At 47.2% G+C, this 20,657-nt stretch carries 17 protein-coding genes, 1 tRNA gene and 1 pseudogene; 9 read left to right on the forward strand and 10 right to left on the reverse strand.

Annotation, left to right across the window (positions count from 1 at the left end; genetic code table 11):
* Positions 1-5 precede the first annotated feature (5 nt).
* The 6 genes from C5684_RS04150 to C5684_RS04175 form a co-directional block, all read right to left on the reverse strand.
* Positions 6-2,669, reverse strand: a complete 2,664-nt coding sequence (locus C5684_RS04150) for an ATP-dependent Clp protease ATP-binding subunit (protein WP_104639506.1) — start codon at positions 2,667-2,669, stop codon at positions 6-8.
* Positions 2,670-2,737: 68 nt separating this feature from the next.
* Positions 2,738-3,475: an MIP/aquaporin family protein gene (locus C5684_RS04155; RefSeq protein WP_104639514.1), complete on the reverse strand. Its 738-nt coding sequence runs from the start codon at positions 3,473-3,475 to the stop codon at positions 2,738-2,740.
* A gap of 8 nt (positions 3,476-3,483) precedes the next feature.
* Positions 3,484-4,971, reverse strand: coding sequence for a glycerol kinase GlpK (gene glpK, locus C5684_RS04160; protein ID WP_104639507.1), 1,488 nt, complete (start codon positions 4,969-4,971; stop codon positions 3,484-3,486).
* A 9-nt stretch (positions 4,972-4,980) separates the two neighbouring features.
* Entirely contained in the window at positions 4,981-6,522 is a 1,542-nt protein-coding gene (locus tag C5684_RS04165; protein WP_104639508.1) for a glycerol-3-phosphate dehydrogenase/oxidase, read from the reverse strand.
* Between the two features lie 121 nt (positions 6,523-6,643).
* Positions 6,644-6,721, reverse strand: a tRNA-Met gene (locus C5684_RS04170).
* Between the two features lie 58 nt (positions 6,722-6,779).
* The gene (locus tag C5684_RS04175; RefSeq protein ID WP_041602914.1) at positions 6,780-7,238 is read right to left on the reverse strand and encodes a hypothetical protein; all 459 of its coding nucleotides are present in this window, start codon (positions 7,236-7,238) and stop codon (positions 6,780-6,782) included.
* Between the two features lie 73 nt (positions 7,239-7,311).
* On the opposite strand from C5684_RS04175, the gene truD reads away from it, so the two are divergent.
* From truD to folE, 3 genes are read left to right on the forward strand one after another with little or no spacing between them, the layout of a single operon-like run.
* Positions 7,312-8,454, forward strand: a complete 1,143-nt coding sequence (gene truD, locus C5684_RS04180; RefSeq protein WP_013889794.1) for a tRNA pseudouridine(13) synthase TruD — start codon at positions 7,312-7,314, stop codon at positions 8,452-8,454.
* Positions 8,429-9,364, forward strand: a complete 936-nt coding sequence (gene htpX, locus C5684_RS04185) for a zinc metalloprotease HtpX (protein ID WP_193365361.1) — start codon at positions 8,429-8,431, stop codon at positions 9,362-9,364. Before truD ends, htpX begins: the two co-directional genes overlap by 26 nt.
* On the forward strand, positions 9,357-9,908 hold the full coding sequence (gene folE / locus C5684_RS04190) for a GTP cyclohydrolase I FolE (RefSeq protein ID WP_104639509.1): 552 nt from the start codon (positions 9,357-9,359) through the stop codon (positions 9,906-9,908). The genes htpX and folE overlap by 8 nt, the downstream gene beginning before the upstream one ends.
* Here folE and C5684_RS04195 read toward each other — a convergent pair.
* Entirely contained in the window at positions 9,905-11,062 is a 1,158-nt protein-coding gene (locus C5684_RS04195; RefSeq protein WP_013889791.1) for an FtsW/RodA/SpoVE family cell cycle protein, read from the reverse strand. The genes folE and C5684_RS04195 overlap by 4 nt on opposite strands.
* A 127-nt stretch (positions 11,063-11,189) precedes the next feature.
* On the opposite strand from C5684_RS04195, the gene flgB reads away from it, so the two are divergent.
* The 6 genes and pseudogenes from flgB (at position 11,190) to C5684_RS04225 (ending at position 17,553) form a co-directional block, all read left to right on the forward strand.
* Positions 11,190-11,612, forward strand: coding sequence for a flagellar basal body rod protein FlgB (flgB, locus tag C5684_RS04200; RefSeq protein WP_006018355.1), 423 nt, complete (start codon positions 11,190-11,192; stop codon positions 11,610-11,612).
* A 15-nt stretch (positions 11,613-11,627) separates the two neighbouring features.
* The gene (gene flgC / locus C5684_RS04205; protein WP_013889790.1) at positions 11,628-12,119 is read left to right on the forward strand and encodes a flagellar basal body rod protein FlgC; all 492 of its coding nucleotides are present in this window, start codon (positions 11,628-11,630) and stop codon (positions 12,117-12,119) included.
* Positions 12,120-12,190: 71 nt separating this feature from the next.
* The gene (gene fliE / locus C5684_RS04210) at positions 12,191-12,493 is read left to right on the forward strand and encodes a flagellar hook-basal body complex protein FliE (RefSeq protein ID WP_034582830.1); all 303 of its coding nucleotides are present in this window, start codon (positions 12,191-12,193) and stop codon (positions 12,491-12,493) included.
* Between the two features lie 32 nt (positions 12,494-12,525).
* Positions 12,526-14,424 carry a peptidoglycan D,D-transpeptidase FtsI family protein gene (locus tag C5684_RS04215; protein WP_013889788.1) on the forward strand — a complete coding sequence of 633 codons (1,899 nt, stop codon included), beginning with the start codon at positions 12,526-12,528 and terminating at the stop codon, positions 14,422-14,424.
* A 15-nt stretch (positions 14,425-14,439) separates the two neighbouring features.
* Positions 14,440-15,561: pseudogene (locus tag C5684_RS04220) on the forward strand (Mrp/NBP35 family ATP-binding protein); the annotation flags it as partial.
* A 3-nt stretch (positions 15,562-15,564) separates the two neighbouring features.
* The gene (locus tag C5684_RS04225) at positions 15,565-17,553 is read left to right on the forward strand and encodes an FUSC family protein (RefSeq protein ID WP_233708652.1); all 1,989 of its coding nucleotides are present in this window, start codon (positions 15,565-15,567) and stop codon (positions 17,551-17,553) included.
* 2 nt (positions 17,554-17,555) lie between these two features.
* Here C5684_RS04225 and hemE read toward each other — a convergent pair whose 3' ends face one another.
* Genes hemE through C5684_RS04240 form a run of 3 tightly spaced genes read right to left on the reverse strand, consistent with a single transcriptional unit; the run spans position 17,556 to position 20,589 of the window.
* The gene (hemE, locus tag C5684_RS04230; protein ID WP_104639510.1) at positions 17,556-18,578 is read right to left on the reverse strand and encodes a uroporphyrinogen decarboxylase; all 1,023 of its coding nucleotides are present in this window, start codon (positions 18,576-18,578) and stop codon (positions 17,556-17,558) included.
* Positions 18,575-19,252 carry a 3-methyladenine DNA glycosylase gene (locus tag C5684_RS04235; RefSeq protein WP_104628702.1) on the reverse strand — a complete coding sequence of 226 codons (678 nt, stop codon included), beginning with the start codon at positions 19,250-19,252 and terminating at the stop codon, positions 18,575-18,577. Before C5684_RS04235 ends, hemE begins: the two co-directional genes overlap by 4 nt.
* Entirely contained in the window at positions 19,252-20,589 is a 1,338-nt protein-coding gene (locus C5684_RS04240) for a M99 family carboxypeptidase catalytic domain-containing protein (RefSeq protein ID WP_104639511.1), read from the reverse strand. Before C5684_RS04240 ends, C5684_RS04235 begins: the two co-directional genes overlap by 1 nt.
* Between the last annotated feature and the right edge of the window lie 68 nt (positions 20,590-20,657).

Here is a 20,657-nt window from a genome sequence, read left to right on the forward strand (position 1 = left end):
TGCGGCTAGAGTTGGTCAATCACGATTTTACCCTCTTGCACATCAAACAAAAGGCGTTTATTGCTCAAATGTGCGCTATCTGTCTCCAACAAAAGCGTGGCTAATCTATCCTCCACCTCATCATACAAAGCCCGCTTAAGAGGGCGCGCACCATAGATGGGATCAAACCCGCTTTTGGCGATGTATTCCTTAGCCTGCTGGCTCAACTCTATTTGCACCCCCCGCTCGCTGAGTTTCTCCTGAATATCTGCAAACATCAAATCCACAATCTGCATGATGGATTCCAAGTGCAGAGGATTGAAGATCACAATATCATCTAAGCGGTTTAAAAATTCGGGCTTAAAGTAGGCTTTCAGGGCTTCTTGCACAATTTTTTGTTTATCGTGCTCTTCACTTAGCTCCATGATCTGATCGCTCTCAATGTCATAGGCTTTTAAAACCTCTTGTTCAGCCTTGTGCTTGGCGTGGATGTTTTCAAATTCTAAGATTTTATCGCTGGCGATATTGCTGGTCAAAATAATGATGGTGTTCTTAAAATCCACCACCACGCCCTTATTATCTGTGAGCCGCCCCTCATCGAGCACCTGTAAGAGCATGTTAAACACCTCCGGGTGCGCTTTTTCAATCTCATCAAAGAGGAGCACGCTATAAGGGCTACGCCTAACCGCCTCAGTGAGTTGCCCCCCCTCCTCATAGCCCACATACCCGGGGGGTGCGCCCACCAAGCGACTCACTGCGTGCTTTTCCATGTATTCGCTCATGTCTAGCCTGATCAAATTCTTTTGGCTATCAAAGAGAAATTGGGCTAGCGTCTTGGCACTTTGGGTTTTACCCACACCCGTAGGTCCTAAGAATAGAAAACTCCCAATGGGTTTATTGGGATCACTCAAGCCTGCCTTATTGCGCTTAATGGCTTTAGCAATCGCGCTAATGGCTTGAGATTGCCCGATCACACTCTTAGCTAGCTCCTGCTCGATGTGTAAAATTTTGTCCTTTTCCTCTTGTAACATCTTTTGGACCGGAATATGCGTCCATTTGCTCACAATGCGCGCGATACTATCTTTAGTAACTGCGTGTTGCAACAAACTTCCCTGATCTTGCATGCGCGCCCATTGTGCCTCTAAATCACGCACTGCCTGCTCTAACTTAGGAATCTCGCCATGATCGATTTTAGCGGCTTTTTCAAATTCGGACTGGCGTTTGGCTAGCTCGGATTCGCGTCTCAAACTCTCTATATTATTCTTAGCCTGCGCGATGTCCTTAAATACCCGCCTTTCATTTTCAAATTGCGCCTCTAGGCGTTGTTTTTCCTCTAAGGCGTTGCCAAGTTCCTTTTGCACCTCCTCTAGGCGTTGTTTATTGCTAGGGTTTTCCTCCATAAGCAAGGCTTGTTTTTCTACCTCTAATTGTTGCACTAATCTCTTGGTGTGGGAGAGGGCATAGGGTTCTGATTCGATCTGCATTTTCAATTCGGCAGCCGCCTCATCGATCAAATCGATCGCCTTATCGGGTAAAAAGCGGTTAGTGATATAGCGCGCGGAGAGTTTAGCACTGGCGACTAGCGCGCTATCGGTGATACTCACATTGTGGTGTGCCTCTAAATTCTCTTTGAGTCCTCTTAGAATTTGCAAGGTTTCATTCACGCTAGGCTCTTCTAGGGCGATGGGCTGGAAGCGGCGCGTGAGCGCGCTATCTTTTTCAAAGTATTTGCGGTACTCCTTAAGCGTAGTCGCCCCGATGGTGTGCAACTCCCCACGCGCTAAGGCGGGCTTTAAAATATTAGCCGCATCCATGCTCCCCTCACTTGCCCCTGCCCCCACGATGGTATGGATTTCATCGATGAATAAGATCACATTGCCCGCTTTTTTGACCTCCTCCACGACCTTAGTTAGGCGTTCCTCAAATTCCCCCCGATACTTTGCCCCAGCAATGAGCATACTCAAATCCAGCATCACCACCTGCTTGTGTTGCAAAGATAGGGGCACTTCTTTTTTAGCGATGCGTTGGGCTAACCCCTCTACAATGGCGGTTTTGCCCACCCCGGGCTCCCCTAGCAAAATGGGGTTATTTTTAGTCTTACGAATCAAAATCTGCATCATGCGCAAAATCTCTTCATCGCGCCCGATGACCGGGTCTAGGGTGTTTTCTAGGGCTTTAGTGGTCAGATTAATCCCGTATTTTTCTAAGGCTTCTAAAGTAGCATCATCGCTAGGCTGGTTGATTTTCACCCCTTTACGCATACTCTCTAAGGTCTTAACAAGCTCTGGGGTATCTAAGAATTGTTTAAAATACTGGCTAAAAAGCGCGGCGTTAGCGATAATAAAACTGTCCACCGCCACGAATTGATCCGCATTTTTCACGCTCCAGCCCAAAGCACTATGCAGGGCATCTAAGAGGTTTTTACTCAGGCTAATCCCCTGCGCGCTCACGCTCGAGCTCTTAGGCAGGCTATCTACGATGCTTCTAGCCTCCAATTCTAAGGGGGTTTTTTCTACGCCCATTTTAATCAAGGCATGGCTGAGTAAAGACTGACTATTGCTTAAAAGTGCCCAAAAAAGGTGGATGGGCTCGATCTCTTGGTTTTTGGCATGCAAAGCCAGCGAGAGGGCTTGATCTAAGCTTTCTTTGAGCTGGTGGGTGAGTTTTTCAAAGATATTGGTGTGAGGCATGGTCGTCCTTTCTTAAAAGCCCCATTATAGGGCAATTTAATAACATTTTGGCAAGGGCATGACTGGATTTAGACCAAGAGTGCGCTCACCCCAACAGCCAACACCCCGCCCACTAAGGGCGCGATGAAGGGGATATAGCTATAGCCAAAATCCGGATCGACTTTTAAGGGCAACAAGGCAAGCACAATGCGAGGACCCATATCCCTTGCCGGGTTGATGGCATACCCCGTTGTCGCCCCCAAAGAGAGCCCGATCGCCCACACCAATAAAGCCACAGGCAAAGCCCCCAAACTCCCTAACCCGATTTTAGCGCTGGGGTCTTGGGTGTGGATGGAGGGGTCGCTCAAATGCACGATCACAAAGATCAGCACAAAAGCTCCCACCAGCTCGCTTAAAAAGTTCGAAAAGGGTTTTCTAATGGCTGGCTCCGTGCAAAAACACGCCCGCTTAAGCCCCTCATCGGCGGTGATCTTAAAATGCTCGTAATAGATGGCATAAACCAGCAATGCCCCCACCCCTGCGCCCAAAAACTCCCCAGCTAGATAGGCTGGCATGCTGGCTAAGGGGATTTTGCCTAATAGAGCTAAACTCAGGGTGACTACGGGGTTTAAATGCGCCCCACTATGCGGACCAGCCACCACCACGCCCACAAAGACCCCAAAGCCCCAAGCGGTGGTGATCACCATCCACTGGGCAGCCCCTGCCCCCCCGCATTTTGTCCCCTCCAACAAGCACGCTGCCACCACGCCATTACCCAGTAAAATCATCAAGGCTGTGCCCAACAGCTCGTAAATAAAAATCTCCATGCTCATCCCTAAAGCAACCAGTTTTTAGAGGCTTGCACCGCCTTTTGCCAAAAATACAACATCTCTTGGAGCTTGTGGGGTTCTAATTGGGGGCTAAATTGCTGGTCGGTGTGCCATAGTTGTTGGATTTGCTCCAAATCCTCATAAAAGCCCACCGCCAAACCTGCTAGATAGCCAGCCCCCATTGCTGTGGTTTCCACATTTTGGGGGCGGATAATATCGGTGTTACACACATCAGCTTGGATTTGCATGAGCAAATTACACGCGCTTGCCCCCCCATCGACTCGGATTTGGGAGCAACTCTGCTTGGCATCCTTTTCCATTTCTTTAATAATGTCATGCACCTGGAAGGCGATCCCCTCTAAAATGGCGCGTGCAATGTGCCCATCGGTGCTCCCACGGCTGATCCCAAAGATACTCCCCCGGGCATATTGATCCCAGTAAGGCGCACCTAGACCCGTTAAAGCCGGCACAACATACACCCCGCCATTATCCTCCACCGTGCTGGCTAGGTTATGGATGTCTGCGGCTGTGCGGATCATTCTAGCCCCATCTCTTAACCACTGGATCGCCGCCCCACCCACAAACACGCCCCCCTCTAAAGCGTAGCTCACTTTGCCCCCAATTTTCCATGCAATGGTGCTCAGTAAATTATTTTGGCTAGCCACGCTTTGTTGCCCGGTTTGCATGAGTAAAAAGCACCCCGTCCCATAGGTGTTTTTGACCATGCCCGGCTCAATGCACATTTGCCCAAAAAGGGCGGCTTGTTGATCGCCAGCCATCCCAGCGATAGGGATTTCACGCTCCACCCAACGCGTAGCGGTGTGCCCGTAAATCTCGCTAGAGGATTTGACCTCAGGTAGAATTTCTTTAGGGATGTTAAAGAGGTCTAGAAGTTGCCTATCCCACTCTAGGGTGTGGATATTAAAAAGCATGGTGCGGCTGGCATTACTGGGATCGGTAAAATGCACCCGCCTTTTGGTGAGGTTGTAAAGCAACCAAGTATCGATCGTGCCAAAGCACAGATCGCCTTGCTGGGCTTTTTGTCTGGCTCCCTTGACATGGTCTAAAATCCATGCGATCTTGGTGGCTGAAAAATAGGCATCAATGACTAGCCCCGTTTTGGCTTGGATCATCTCTTTGTGGGTCTTTTTGAGTTCTTCGCACACATCGGCGGTGCGGTGATCCTGCCACACAATGGCATTATAAATAGGTTCGCCCGTGTGGCGATCCCATAAAACCGTGGTTTCTCTTTGGTTGGTGATCCCCAGAGCAGCGATATTTTTAGCATCTAAGTTAGCCTTAGCCAAAGCCTCGGTGAGCGTGGCAATTTGGGTCGCCCAAATCTCTTTGGGATCGTGTTCGACCCAACCGGGTTTGGGGAAAAATTGGCTAAAGGTTTTTTGCGCCATCGAGATCACCCGCCCTTGTTTGTCAAAAATGAGGGTACGTGATGAGGTCGTGCCTTGATCGAGTGCCATGATAAAATGATCCATCAATATTCCTTATTCTAAGATATGGGTTTTAGCCAGTGTTTCAAACTGCGTGATCTCTTGTTCTTGATAGCTTATATCCCAGCCAAAATACGCACCCATAAATTCCCCCACTTCTCTAGCACACTTGAGGGCAGCACGCGCATCTAAAAAGAGCAAGCGCATGCGTCTGGAGAGCACATCCTCTAGGCGGTAAGCCATTTCATGTTCTAACGCCCAAAACACTTGGGCATAGGTATAGGGGTAATTAGGGTGGATCAAGCGGGCTAAATGGGGGTTAGCATTTTCTAAATCTAAGATCGCTTGGGCATGTGTCCCATAGACTTTTAAGCGTGGGTCTAAATCCTCGCTGGTATAGCCATGTAATTTGAGCGTGCGTGTGTAACAAGTTTTAGCGGGCAAAAGCCCTTGTTGGATACACGCATCTAGGGTTTCTTGTGCCATGTGGCGGTAGGTGGTCCATTTGCCCCCATTAAGATGGACTAACCCGCTGGGGGCAATGTAAATTTTATGACTGCGTGAGAGTTTTTTAGTCGCGCGCACCTTAGAACTTGCCATCAAGGGTCTAAGCCCCACAAAGACCGACAATACATCCTTTCGGGTGGGTTGTTGCTCCAAATATTCCCCCAAAGTGTTGAGCAAAAAATCAATCTCTTCGGGCAGGGCTTGGGGTTCTAGGCTCACCTCTTGCACGGGGGTATCAGTTGTGCCCACCAGCAACTTACCATGCCAAGGAATGGCGAACAACACACGCCCATCAGAGGTTTTAGGCACCATTAGGGCATGCTTGGAGGGCAAGAATTTTTGATCCAAAACCAAATGAATCCCCTGAGAGGGTGTGATGTGGTTTTCTTGGGTGCTAGGATCCATGTGGTTGATGGTATTGGTGAAAACCCCCGTGGCGTTGATCACACAGCGCGCCTTAAGGCGGATTTCTTGTTGGTTGATTTGATTCTCAAACACCACGCCACAAACGCGGTCATTTTCAAAAAGCAAGCTTTTAACTTGGGCGTAGTTTAACAACAACGCACCATGATCGTGTGCGCTCAGAGCCAAACTCAAAGCCAAACGGGCATCGTCAAATTGCCCATCATAATAGCACACCGCATGGCGGCATTTTTCTTGTTTGACCCCCTCTAGGATTCCTTGGGGCTTAAAAAGCACATCGGTGCGGTGCAGTTGCAATTTACCCGCCATCAGGGCGTAGAGTTTGAGCCCCAAGCCATAAAAAAGCGCGCTGGATAAATTGGCGCAAGGAATCACAAAACCTTGTGGGGCGCACAGGTGGGGGGCATTTTGCATGAGCGTCCCCCGCTCGTGTAAGGCTTCATAAACAAGGGAAAAATCCCCTTGTGCCAAATAACGCACGCCCCCGTGTAAAAGCTTGGTGGAACGACTAGAAGTGCCCTTAGCAAAATCATGGGCTTCTAATAATAGGGTGTGATACCCTCTGCTAGCGGCATCTAAAGCCAGCCCTAGTCCGCTAGCACCCCCCCCAATGATGATCACATCTAGGGAATCCGGAAGTTGTTGTAATTGTGTTGTTCGTTGCATGGTGCTCTCTATTGCAGTGCTCTATGGGTGATTATAGCAAAAATTCACCCTAGCGAAACAAATTAGGAACAAGTGGCAAAAACAACAAAGGGGGGCAAAAATGGGTAAATTTTGGGGGTTATGGTGTCAAAGGGGGGACTTGAACCCCCGACCTCCGGCTTATGAGACCAGCGCTCTAAACCAGCTGAGCTACCTTGACTTAAATTGCTCTTTTGCAAAGTGTCCATTATAAAGCCACTTTGCTTAAAATTTGTTGATTAGAGTAGCATATCCAAAGTTTGGTAGGCTTGGTTATAGGCGTTTTTGTAGCGATTGACAAAATTATTATCCACGCCAAAAGCCTTTCTGACTTGGGTTTCTTGCAAGGCGCGCAACCCATCGATCTTTTCTTGTACTTGTTTGTCCTCTTGAATCTGCCCGCCATAAAAACTGGTGAGGCTATAGAGTGATTGGGCTGCTAGGCGTTTTTCATTCTCATTCATGCCCGCTGTGGCGCGCAAAAAAGCCTGATACTCATTATCGCTCATCAATTCCAAAACCAAAAAGCCATAGGTCTCTCGTTTCAAACCATCGGGCTGGGCTTGCGCTGTCTGCTCTACAGCCTCTATCTTGGGTTGGGCTGGGGGCGTAGGACTTGAGGGGGTTACACTCCGCCCTAAATTGGACGCATTTAGCAAAGCATGCAAAGAATTACTTTGGATATCTTTAACTTCCATCTCTCTATCCTCATGGGTTTGCCAAGTTACAAGCAAAAAATGCTCCAAAATGACTTTAAAAGAGTGTGCTATAATGCCACGCATGGAAACACACCTAGCTAGTGCGCCTGTGCGGTTTTTTGCCTCCAGCCATGCGCCCATTGATTTTTATTTTAAAAAATGCCCTAAAGATTTTGTGGTGTCTGAAGAGCCTTTATACCCTTTTAGTGGCGAAGGCGCGCATGGGATTTTGCATGTGCGCAAGAAAAACAAAAGCACATGGGAGATGCTCTCTTTTTTGGCTAATGTCTTGGGTTGCCCTCTGTCTGCCTTTGGGTATGCTGGGCTCAAAGATAAAGATGCGCTCACTTCCCAGTATATTTCCTTGCCCAAAGAATATCTAAGCACGCTAGAGAGCCATGCCCAAACCCTGCAAGATCACAACATCAAAATCTTAGACACCACTTGCCATAGCCATAAAATCCGCTTGGGGCATTTAAAGGGTAATCGCTTTTTTATGCGCCTCAAAAAGGTAACACCCCTAAATGCGCAAAAAATCTCCCATGTCTTGGAATTTTTAACACAATGGGGCTTCCCCAATTATTTTGGGGCGCAACGCTTTGGCAAGTGGGGGGATAATTTCAAACAAGCCAAGCTCCAAACCAGCAAGAAACCCAAAAAGCTCGATCGGTTTTTGATCTCAAGTTATCAAAGTTGGTTGTTTAACCATTGGCTCAGCATGCGCATGCAACTAAGCACTCTATTAGATCACTTTAGCCCTAAAGAGGTGCATGGCCAGTTTGCCATGATCTCTTTAGAACAGATTAAAGCCTTGCAAGATCAAGAGCATTATTTCAAGCTTTTAGAGGGCGATGTGCTCTGCCATTACCCCTTTGGTAAGTATTTTTACCACCAAGAGGGCACGCCCAATGCAGAGCGTTTTGCACGCCAAGAGCTAGCCCCCACAGGGTTATTGCCCGGTTTGAAGGTTTGGCATGCCCAAGGGCTATCTAGCCACTTTGAAGCCCTGCATGACCTCAATATACAAGCCCTAGGGGATCGGCGTTATGCGGTTGTCTTCCCCACCCAGCTAGAGTTTTGCTACCTTGAAAAGCAAGCCCAAGCGACCTTGTCCTTTTTCTTGCCCAAAGGGAGTTATGCGACCACTTTTTTAGAAGAGATCGCTCATTTAGAATTATTCAAAAGAGGCAATGATGACCTTCCAGCAAGTGATTAGAGAAAACCAAAACAAAACCACGCTGGTTTTGGTAACTTACATGGCAATTTTTGTGTTGATCGGCTTGTTGGTGGATGTGGTGCGTATCAATGCGCCCCATTTGGGTAGCGCGCTTATAGGGCTAATCACTTTCCAGATTTTCCCCACGATCACGCTCTTAATGTTGCTCGCCGCTGTGCTGATCATGGCAATTTGCATCAGCAATTCCCAAGCGATCATGCTCAGTGGGAGCGAGTATAAGCTCATTGACCCCTCTTTGGTGCTCAGGGGCAAGGAGCGCATGCTAGCCCAGATTTTAGAGGAGCTTTTAAGAGCCTCCAACACGCCCTTTAGACCCCAACTTTATATTTTGGATGCGCCCTACATGAACGCCTTTGCCAGTGGCTGGGATAGCCACAACGCCCTAATCGCCCTGACCACAACTTTAGTGGATAATTTGGAACGCGATGAGATCAAGGCGGTGATGGCGCATGAACTCAGCCACATCAGGCATGGGGACATCCGCTTGACCATGTGTGTGGGGATTTTGAGCAATATCATGTTATTGGTGGCAAATTTGGGCGTGTGGGCGTTTTTAGGGGGGCGTAATAACCGCGGGGCGAGCCTAGCGCGCACGCTTTTATTGGTCTTGCAATTTGTCTTGCCCATCTTTAGTCTGTTTTTGCAAATGTATTTGAGCCGTAGCCGTGAATTTATGGCTGATAGCGGGGCAGCTTATATCATGCAAGATAGCCAGCCCATGATTAGAGCCTTGCAAAAAATCTCTAACAACTACAACACCCATGATTTTAGCCAAGCCGATCCCAACCCCACCCGCGCCGCTAGTTACCTTTTTGATGTTTCCACGCTGTTTAGCACCCACCCTAGTATCGAACAACGCATCGCGGCTTTAATGGGTCGCCATGTGTGATTTAGAACAACTCTTAAATAAATGGTTTGCTAGCATAGGCGAGAATCCGCAACGCGAGGGGCTCAAAGACACACCCAAAAGGCTTGAAAAGCTTTGGGGGGACTTGATGGCAGGCTATAAAAGCAATCCACAAGAGATTTTACAAGGTGGGTTTGATACATGCGGGTGCGAGGGCTTGGTGGTGCTTAAAAACATGGAGTTTTATAGCCTGTGTGAGCACCATTTATTGCCCTTTTTTGGGCATATTAGCTTGGGTTATATCCCCAATGAAAAGATCGTGGGTTTGGGCGCGATCGCGCGCTTGGTGGAGTGCTTTTCTAGGCGTTTGCAAATCCAAGAACGCCTAAGCACGCAGATTGCCGACACCTTTAATCAGATTGTGCGCCCTAAGGGCGTGGCGGTGGTTTGTAGTGCTAAACATCTTTGCATGGCGATGCAGGGCGTGCAACAACAAGATAGCACGATCAAAACCAGTGTTCTAAGGGGGATCTTTAAAGAGGATACACACACAAGGGCGGAGTTTATGGAGTTGTTGCGTTCTTAGCGGGCTTGTTTGGAAAGAGAGAGCACCAGCCCTAAAGCCAGGGCATTAGCCAAGATCGAACTGCCCCCATAGCTCAAAAAGGGCACGGCGATTCCCTTAATGGGGATAATCCCACTCACCCCAAAGGCGTTGATGATGAAAGAAAAGCCAATTAAAAGGGCGACCCCCAAGCAAAAAAGCATGTGTTTGGGGTTGTCTAGGCGGTTGGTGATCTTAAACATGCCATGCAAGATCATTAGGGTAAAGCCCACGCAAAAAAGCACCGCCACAAAACCTAACTCTTCTGCCATGCCCGCTAAGACCATATCGGTATGCACCTCGCTTAAAAAACCCAGTTTAACCACCCCCTCCCCCAAGCCCTGCCCCAAGAGTCCGCCATGTTTGATGGCGTTGCTGGCATGGTAAATTTGGTAGGGCTCGGGGAGGTTTTCAATGCGTAGATGATTAGCCAGTTTGGAGGGCAAGAGGCTTAGAATAGAGCTTTGCAAATTAGACCACCACAATTTGAGGCGTAAAATGCGGTGGGTGCTGGTGATGATGGCTAACACGCCCACACTCAAGGCGATGGTGAAGAAAATGCGGAATAGCTTGAAACTCCCCCCGGAGAAAATCAGCAAAAAACCCAAGACAATCGCTAATAAGATCACCTGCCCCAAGTCATTTTGCAAGACCCCGATCAAAAAGGCAATCAATAAAAAAACCACCAAGTAGGGGATGAGAATCATCAGCTCTTCTCTAACGCTAGATTTTTCTTGGTTAAAAAAGGTGCGCGACAAGCTCCAAGAGAGGAAAAAGACAAACCCCACTTTAAAAAACTCTGTGGGGGCTAGCGAAAAGAAAGGCAGGCGAATCCAACGCTTGGCTCCACCCGCACTGGTGGAGAAACTCTCGGGTAAAAAATTCATCAACACCATTAAGAAAAACGACCCAAAGAAGATCACAAAGCCCATTTTGCTAAACCACTTGTTGGGGTCCAGCCAAGAGACTCCCCACATTAAGATAATCCCCGCCACTACCGCAATGAGCTGGCGTATAAAAAAGTGAATCTCCTTGTAGTGGTAGAGCATGGTTACATAGGTGGAGAGCGAATAACTCAACAAAACACTCAAGATCATCAGCATGCTCGCATAGAAGAACAAATAGCGGTAGGGCATAAAAAACCTTGCGATTAATCAGAATTAGTTAAAATATGCTATCATTATACAGCAAAATTAGAGGCTTGTTAGTGGAATGCTCCTTGCTTTATTGGAATAAGCAGGGCACGAGTAGAAAGGATTTGAAATGGATTTATCTAAAGCCTATCCCTTAGTTTATAAGGCGATGGATTATCGCTCCTTACGGCAGGATTTGATCGCAAGCAATATCGCCAATGTGGATACGCCCTTTTACCGCCCAAAGGATTTGGATTTTGAAACTCTGCTCGCCCACAAAAAGGCGGAGGTGTTCGATCACCAAAAAGATCAGCACCTAGAGCTCGCAGTTACCAATAAAAGGCATTTAGAGCCTAAGGACTATGAGGACAACAAGGCGACCATCTTTTTTAGAGATGGGCACTTGGCAAAGAATGATGGCAATAGCGTGGATTTGGACATCGAAACCTCAGAGATGGGTAAGAATTCGACCATGTATCTAGCCCTCACCACCGCTTTAAAGAAGCATCGGGGCATTGTCAATTACGCCATCGATGCCGCTAAGAATATCTAAGAAAGGATCAGCACAATGTTTTTATCTAGTTTTGACATCAGTGGATACGGGTTATCCGCTCAAAGAGTGCGTGCTAACCTTATCTCCTCCAATATCGCCAATGCCAACACCACACGCACCGATGAGGGCGGACCTTATCGCCGCCAAGAGGCGGTCTTTAAGTCCTTTGACTTCAACAAAATTTTGAACGAAAAACTCGCTGAGAATAATAATTTGATGGAGTATGAAGACCCCTTGAATGAAAGCGATGGGATTGAAAAACCCAACCCCCCCATCATGGGCGTTTATGTGGATAAGATTGTACGTGATGATAAAGCACCGCTTTTGAAATACGACCCCACCCATCCCGATGCCGATGCCAATGGTTATGTGTCTTACCCCAATGTTAATCCCGTGGTGGAGATGGCAGACTTGATCGAAGCCACAAGGGCGTATCAAGCCAATGTTGCGGCGTTTCAAAGCACCAAGAACATGGCAGCCAATGCCATTAGCATGCTCCAAGCCTAAATTTTAACAACAGGGCTTAAAGGTTATCCAAGAAGGGACGATATAGGAGATATAGGATGCAAGGAGTCGAAATGAAAACTTTATACACAGATATAGGGTTAGGCAAAGCCAGCACTCCTTTAGATTCAAGGACGAATGAGAATCTAATGGAGAAAGGGGAGTTCTCCCAAATGCTCAAGCGCTCGATAGATGAGCTCAACAACACGCAGATGGAGTCTGACAAAGCCTTAGCGGACATGGCGACTGGGCAAGTGAAGGACTTGCACCAAGCCGCCATCGCCATTGGCAAGGCAGAAACCAGCATGAAGTTGATGCTGGAAGTGCGCAACAAAGCCATTAGTGCTTACAAAGAGCTTTTAAGAACACAGATCTAGTTGGGCGTAGGCGCGGATTTTAAGAAGTTTTGATGGAGTCTGCGCCACAAGCCAGCCCCAATACCCCCCAAGATTTAGGACCCAGACGCACAGAACGCCTACTACTGATCTTTATGGTCATTTTTGGGTCGTTGGTCTTGTTTGTCGTGGTGGTGTTTTTTAAAGCCCTCTTACCCCGTAAAATGCCCGCTTTTGTGGTTACCAAGACCGATATTGCCACACGGGGCACCATTTATAGCCAGGATGGTTTTAGCTTGGCTAGTAGCCAAAAACTCTTTAAAGTGGGGTTTAACACCCTCTCCATTGACCCCAATAAAAAGCAGTTTTTTATCGATCTGCTCTCCATTTATACCAATATCCCTAAGTCCATCATCGCCGAAAAATTTTCTCAAGAGGGCTTTGTAACCCTCTCTTACAATATCAACGCCAACACCGCAGCCAGTTTGCGCCAACTCAATGCCAAATTCTTGGCTTACAATGTCTTTGTCGAATATGAAGACTCGAGCAAAAAAGTCGTGCCTAAGATCGGCTTGAGTATCGAGGTGAGCGGGATTGCACGCAACTACCTTTATGCTGACAATTTTGAACCGCTGGTGGGGTATGTCAAAAAAATCGATGTTTCTAAGATCACTTCTGTAGAGGGTGTCAAAGGGCTTGAAAAGTTCAAGGATAAAATATTAGCCCCCAAGCAAGATGGGCAGGACATAGGCAAGCGCGATCTGGGTTTTAATCTCATTGAGGACAAGACTTTTAAGAGTCAGCCCCGCGAAAATGGCTATGACTTGGCATTGAGTATCCCCTTAAGGTTGCAACGCGAGCTAGAAAAAATCTTAGATCATGCCAAAGCCCATTATAAGTCTAAGCAAATCATCGCTGGAATCTACCTCCCCCATAATGGCGAGTTACTGGCTTTGGCCACCACCAATCGCTTTAACCCCAATAATATCCAAAAGAGCGATTACCCCGCTTTGAATGTCGATGCCGCCGAGCTCTCTTTTGAGCCGGGCAGCACCATAAAACCCATTGTCTATTCGCTCCTAGTGGATAAAAAACGCATTGTAACCACCCAGCTAATTGATTTAAACCATGGTTTTTACAAGCTGGGCAAATACACCATTAGAGATGATCTCACCCCGCTCAAACAAAATACGATTGAAGATGTCTTGGTGCGCTCTAGCAATATCGGGATGATCAAGCTCTCCAAACGCCTAAGCGGGCAGGAATTTTACACCGGGCTTAAGAATTTTGGGTTTGCTGAGCCAACCGGTATTGAGCTCCCCTATGAAAAAACCGGGCTGATCCCCAGTGTGAAACTGCTCAACCGCGAAGTTTATAAAGGCACTGCCTCCTATGGCTATGGTCTGCGCACGACTTTTTTACAACTGCTAAGAGCCTATGGCGTATTTGCCAACCAAGGAGAGATCACGACTCCCCACTTGATCCAACGCTACAACGCCCCTAATGGCGATGTGTATATCCCCGATCTAGCCCCACCCAGACAGGTGATCTCCTCTCAAAGCGCGCACACCATGCAAAAGCTCTTAATCAAGGTGGTAACCCATGGAACGGGCAAAAGCGCACAAGTGGAGGGCTTGGTTGTGGGGGGCAAGACGGGCACGGCTAGGACGGCTAATAATGGCAAATACACCGACATTTACAACAGCTCGTTTTTTGGCTTTGCTAAGGACAAGAAAAACACCTTTGTGGTGGGGGTGGTGGTTTTTGGCTCTTTGGGGAGTGAGGAGTATTATGGGAGTCAAACCGCCGCCCCGATCTTCAAGCAGATTATCCAAACTTTGGTTAAATACCAATACCTCACCCCCTCTAAAGACTTGATAAAAGAAACACCACACCGCACGCCCGCTTTGACCCCCACACACCCCAAACCCCCCAAGCACCGCCCAGCTTTAATAAATGTTAAGCAAAAATAGGTATAAGTTTGGGCTACCCTCAATTTAAGGATCAAAATGATTACACAAGATGCAGTTTTGGGCGTTTTAAAGAGCGTGATCTACCCCAATTTTGAAAAAGACATTGTGAGCTTTGGCTTTGTCAAAAATATCACCCTCCATGAAAAAAAGTTAGCCCTTTTATTAGACATCCCTTCTAGCTCGCCAGAAGTGAGCCAAACTCTCAAAACCGACATTCTAGCCAAAATGCAGGATTTGGGCATTGAAAATTGCCATATTGACATCAAAACCCCCCCTAAAAGGGAAGCCAAACAGACCCCCGAACCCACAACCAAGAATCTAGCCCCCAACATTAAGCATGTGGTGATGATTAGCTCTGGTAAGGGTGGGGTGGGCAAGAGCACCACAAGTGTTAATCTTGCCCTCGCCCTTGCTACACAAAATCAGAAAGTCGGGCTTTTAGATGCCGATGTCTATGGCCCTAATATCCCCAGAATGCTAGGTTTAATGGAAGTCAATCCCAGCACCGATCCCAGTGGTAAAAAGCTCATCCCCCTAGAAGCCTATAAAATCAAGAGCATGAGCATGGGCTTGCTCTATGAAGAGGGGCAGAGCTTGATTTGGCGCGGACCCATGCTGATGCGCGCCATCGAGCAAATGCTGACTGATATTTTATGGGGCGAGTTGGATATTTTGGTCGTGGATATGCCCCCGGGCACTGGGGATGCCCAGCTCACCCTAGCCCAAGCCGTGCCTATTAGTGCGGGTATCACCATCACCACGCCCCAAAGTGTGAGCCTAGATGATGCCAGCCGTAGTTTGGACATGTTTGCCCGTTTGCATATCCCCATTGCAGGCATCATTGAAAACATGAGCGGGTTTGTCTGCCCCCATTGCGCACAAGTGAGCGAGATTTTTGGCAAAAACACGCTAGACACCCTAGCCAAACGCTACCAAACCCAAGTATTAGCCCAAATCCCCCTAGAAATCCAAGTTCGGGAGGGTGGGGACAAGGGCACACCCATTTATATCACCCACCCCCATTCTAAAGTGAGCCAAGCCTACAGCCAAGCTAGCTCCCAATTACTAGAATTTTTAAGCAAAGTGCAACAAGAAAAACTAGCCGATAATAAGCAAATCCAGCCCACTATTCATTAAAGCATGATCGCCTCACCCACTAGCCTATTTAATCGCCTCAAGCGCACGATCCACCTTTACGATCCGGGCTATTTTAGCCTTGTTTATGCCCTCAAAGCCACCCTCACAACTTTTATCTGTGCGGGGCTAGGGGCGTTATTCTTTGGCTGGTATGTGGTGATTTGGGCGGGTCTGCAAACTATTTTTCTGTATTATCTCAGCCTGCTACTCAGCGACAAAAAACACGAAATTGGGTATTTGTTGCTTTTTATTGCCATCAGCTGTTTTAATGTGGTGCTGTTCTACCCCTTAGCGCACTTTGGGGCGTGGCTGTGTGTCCCGATTTTGATTGTAACTTTTTTGGTGGGGCTCTCTAGTGCTTATAGTTTGGACTTGCATAAAGTGTGCAACATGGCTCTTTCCAATGGGCTGGTTACTTGTCTTTATATCGATGCGGGTGCGCCCATTGATTTTAGGCAAATCCTCACCATGATCACCACGCTTGGGCTGTTGAGTATTGCCATCCAATATTTTATTTTTGTCTCTAAATACAGCTACTTCACCCAAAAACGCTTCACCACTTTACTTTCTAGCATGGAATTGATGTTGCGTTATGTCAATAGCCCCACAGATTACAACTTGATTAAAACTAAAGTGCTCGCCCAAATCCACAACACCAAATTTATTTTAACCTCGCGTTCTAGCAAGATCAAAGACCCCCATGCAATCCAAAATATCCAACGCAGTTTGTTCCAACTCAATGCCTTAGAAGAGATGTATCACTCGATCCACTCCATCTATGCCGATTTCACCCAACCCACCTTAGAGCCTATCCGCTTAGAACTGATCGAGAATTTACGCCTCTTGGCTGGGATTTTTGCCAACCACAATATCTGTTTGCAAAAACAAGCCCTAGAAAGCCTAGACCCCCAAGTGGATAAGGTCTTGCAACACTCCCTAGCCATTATCTATAACAAAATGGAAGTTTTTGTCATGGGGGGTGAAGAGAGCCTAGTTGATCCCAACCCCGCCCACAAGGCTTCATTCAAAGACATTTGGAAGGCATGCCATTTCAAACACCCCATCTTCCAATACGCCTCCAAATACGCCCTTGCGATGGGGATTGCCGTGTTTGTTGCCCGCTACTTTGGGTTTAACCATGGCATGTGGATTGCGATGGCAACCCTCTTTGTATCCCGCACTTCTTTAGGGAGCACCAAAGAAGCCCAAGCCGAGCTGATTACGGGCTCTTGTATTGGCTTGATCTTGGGCTTGATTGTGGTGGGTTTGTTTGCTAAAAGCCCTATTTTTTACGCCTTTTTGGTGGCGAGCGTGTTTTTGTTCATTTATCTTAAGGTCTATTCTTATGTGATTTGGTCTATGTCCTTGATGTTCTCTTTTGTGCTGTGCTTTTCGCTACTCAAATACAACTTTGTAGATATTGTCGCTTTCCGTTTTTTAGATATTATCTTGGGGATTTTGATTGTCTATGTCGTGTTTTTGTTTGTGTGGCCCAAATACGATAAAGATGAATTTATCCAGCATGCCCGCCACCTCATTGCCACCCTGCACCATCTTTTGGCAACCACGATTCAAAACAAGCCCCGCATCGCCCTAGAAGTCCAAAACGCTTTTTTAAGACAGCTGGACGCTTTTAAGACCTGCATGAAAAGTGCGCGCACAGAAACCCCCGATCCTAAAACCATCGAATCGCTCACCAGAAGCCTACAATCCTTTGATGTGCTGGACACTTGCAGTTACCGCCTCTATGATTATTTTTTAAACACCCCCTTAGCACCCGATAAACAAGTTCTTGTGAGCAACAATGTCCAGCTCATCTTGTCGCGTTACACCCAAATTCTCAACTACTTACACAACAAGCCCCACTACTTCAAAACCAAAGAGGGCGGGCGGCTCATCCGTGTTGATCATGAATTAGACGCGCTGTTAGAAACCATGTTTTTTGCCCAAAACAAACTTTTTGAGGAATTTACCTATATCTTCAAATACTAGAATTATCTAGCTGTTTGGGTTTGTACGAATTTAACCAACTCTAGGGCATTTTCTCTAGGCAGATCTTTGATCATGCCATGCCCTAGATTGAAAATAAAGCCCGCTTGTTTATCCACCACTTTTAAAATACGCTCCACACCCTCTAACATCGCATTTCTATCATAGAGCCTTGCTGGCTCTAAATTGCCCTGTAACACATAGCGATCGCCTAAAATATGCTTGGCTAAATCTAAAGGCGTGCTCCAATCACACCCAAAAACATCAAACTCCCCGCCCAAATGCCCTAAAAATCCTGCTACCCCCTTAGGGAAAACAATAGTGGGGGTGTTGGGGTGTTTTGATTTTAGGGCTTGGCTAATGTGCTGGATGTATTTCCAACTAAATTCCAAATACGCCTCTAATTCCAAAGCCCCCGCCCACGAATCAAAGATCATCACGGCATCAGCCCCCGCTTGAATCTGCCTAGACAAATAAGCAATCAGTTCCACGCTCAATTTTTCCAAGAGGGCGTGCAAAATATGGGGCTGGGTGTAGAGCAATTTTTTAGATTTGTGGTAGGTTTTACTGCCCTCACCCTCGATCATGTAGGTTGCCAAAGTCCAAGGCGCACCGCTAAAGCCAATGAGTGCCTTAGAGGGGTCTAATTTAGCCCGCACGCCCAAAAGGGTTTCATAGACAAAATCTAATTTTTGATAAGCCCCAGACTGCAAAGCCTGCACCTGATCTAGGGTGCTGATGGTGCGTGGGAATTTGGGTCCTATTTGGGGGATAAATTCCAAATCCAAGCCCATTGCATGGGGAATCACCAAAATATCGCTAAACAAAATCGCCGCATCCACGCCCAAGATTTCCACGGGCTGGAGCGTGATTTGCGTGGCTAAATCCACATTAGAACACAAATCTAAAAAATCTTTAGCTTGCTGGCGCAATGCGCGGTATTCGCTCAAATAACGCCCCGCTTGGCGCATCATCCAAATAGGGGTGTAGGGGGTTTGTTTTTTGTGGCAGGCATCAATAAAAATCATGGTTTTCCTTCTAAATAGGGCTTGAGATTGATTTTAGCGCGCATGCAAGCGACAATCTTGCCATGGAAGCGCGCATAAATGCTGGCTAAGTCTAGTTGGTGCTCATAGAGGGCTAAAGTCTGCTCTGGGCGATCTTGCAGACCCTGCATTAAAAAGGCTTGCAGATCGTCATATTCGGGGATATCCATCCCCAAAGACAATAAAAGTTGGTAGGTGTATTTATCCACCACCAAGATAGGGCGCAAACACGCATAATTTAAAATTGCATCGGCACTTTCTTTGCCAAGCCCTTTTTGCTCTAAGAGCCAAGCGCGATCCACTTGGGCTTTAAAGCTCTCAAAGTCCCCAAAACTCTCTAAAATATTTTGGCTCAACAACACCAAGCGGTGTGCCTTTTGGTTGTAAAACCCACTAGGGGCAATGTGGGGGGCTAGATCGCTAGGCTTGCTGTTGGCTAGGCATGTGAGGGTGCTTTGTGTATCTGGGCTTAAAATCCCCAGTGCTTTTAAATTCTCTAGGGATTGCTTGGCGCGCTCAAAGCGGGTATTTTGGGTGAGAATCGCGCCTATCACCACTTCAAAAGAGCCCGCACCCGGCCACCATAAGGGCGGGGCATTGTGGAGCAAATCTAGGACTTTGAGTGCGGTTAAGATTTCTAAACTAGAAAAGGGCATTAGATGAAACGCACCAAAACCATACCACTAAAGGCATCGCCTTTGTAAATCTCAATGCGGTAAATCTTGCCCCCTTTGTCAATGGAGTAGCGTTGATCCAAGTTTTTATAGGCGATCTTAACGCCCACTTCATTGGGTTTTTTCCCGCCATTTTTGAGGGAAAACCCAATCACATTCACGCGGTAACCCTCTTTGGGTAAAATCTTAAAAGAGCGTTTGACCTCCAACATGCTCGCAGGTGCCGCACTTGTGATTTTCCCATCAACTTCAATATCAATATCCTTAAGACTGCGATCAAAATCCAAATAGAGCGGGTGTAGGCGGGTCATCAGTTTATTACCATACTTGAGCCAAATTTGGTTTTTACGGGGCAATAACCCCAAGATATAGCTTTGGGATTGCAAGCTGATCTGATTAATGGGTGTGTCTTTGGGGAAGGGGAAAAATTTAAGCTGGCTACGCAAACCATACAAGGGCAGGAGGATATTTTGATTCATGGTCAGGGTGAGGTTGGGATCGTTAATGAGGCGGTAAATACTGGCAGGCTTGAGGGTAAAATCTTTGGTGTAGGTGATCCCCACCTCTTGCATCAGCCCCTCAATGGCTAAAAGGTGGTAATACACCCGCTGGGCTAAAGAAAGTTCTTTGCTGGCTTCATTGGCAAAAGCGGCTTTTTTATGTTTGATAGCAAAGTAAGTTAAGGCTTTTTCCATCTCTTTATCGCCCCGTGCCGTGTGGGTGTTGCGGACATGGTATTTGTGGATGGGCTTGAGTAAAAACTGATTGACATGATCGGTGATCCCTAAAGAGAGGCGTTTTAAGTGCCCAAATTCCACGCCGGGCAACTCATCTTGATCGATGATCGAGGAATTGCCCCAACGCCTAGGGTTGAGCAACGCGCTTTTATAAGTGGGGCGGTAAAACCCGCTCCCATCGTGCAAGTGCATGATCACCTGCACTTGGGGATCGACCACCAGCCCCTTGATAGACTGGATTAAGGGGTATTCGGGGTCTTTGGGGTTTAAATAGGCAAATTTGCGATTCAGGTCGCCATAAATCCCGCGGTGGTTTAACAGCATCGCATAGCGGTTTAAAACCGGCACCACCCACACATTCCCCGACAAAATTTTATAGTGCATCAAAAAAACATCGGTGGCGTTAAACCCGCCCGGCTCATCGCCTTGAATCCCGCCCATGAGCAATAAGGTGGGCACTTTTTCACCACCTGCTTTTTTCACCACATGGACACTCTTTTCCGCACCAATAGCCATGCGGGCATTCTCTACGCCACTGGCAAAATAGCAACAGATCACTAAAAGGAAAAAAATACGCTTCATAGACTTTCTTTTTTCAAAATTAGCCCGCCATTATACCTAAAAAAACTTGTCCAATTCTAGCGGAACAA

The sequence above is a fragment of the Helicobacter bizzozeronii genome, assembly GCF_900196775.1.
GTDB classification, from domain to species: Bacteria; Campylobacterota; Campylobacteria; order Campylobacterales; family Helicobacteraceae; genus Helicobacter; species Helicobacter bizzozeronii.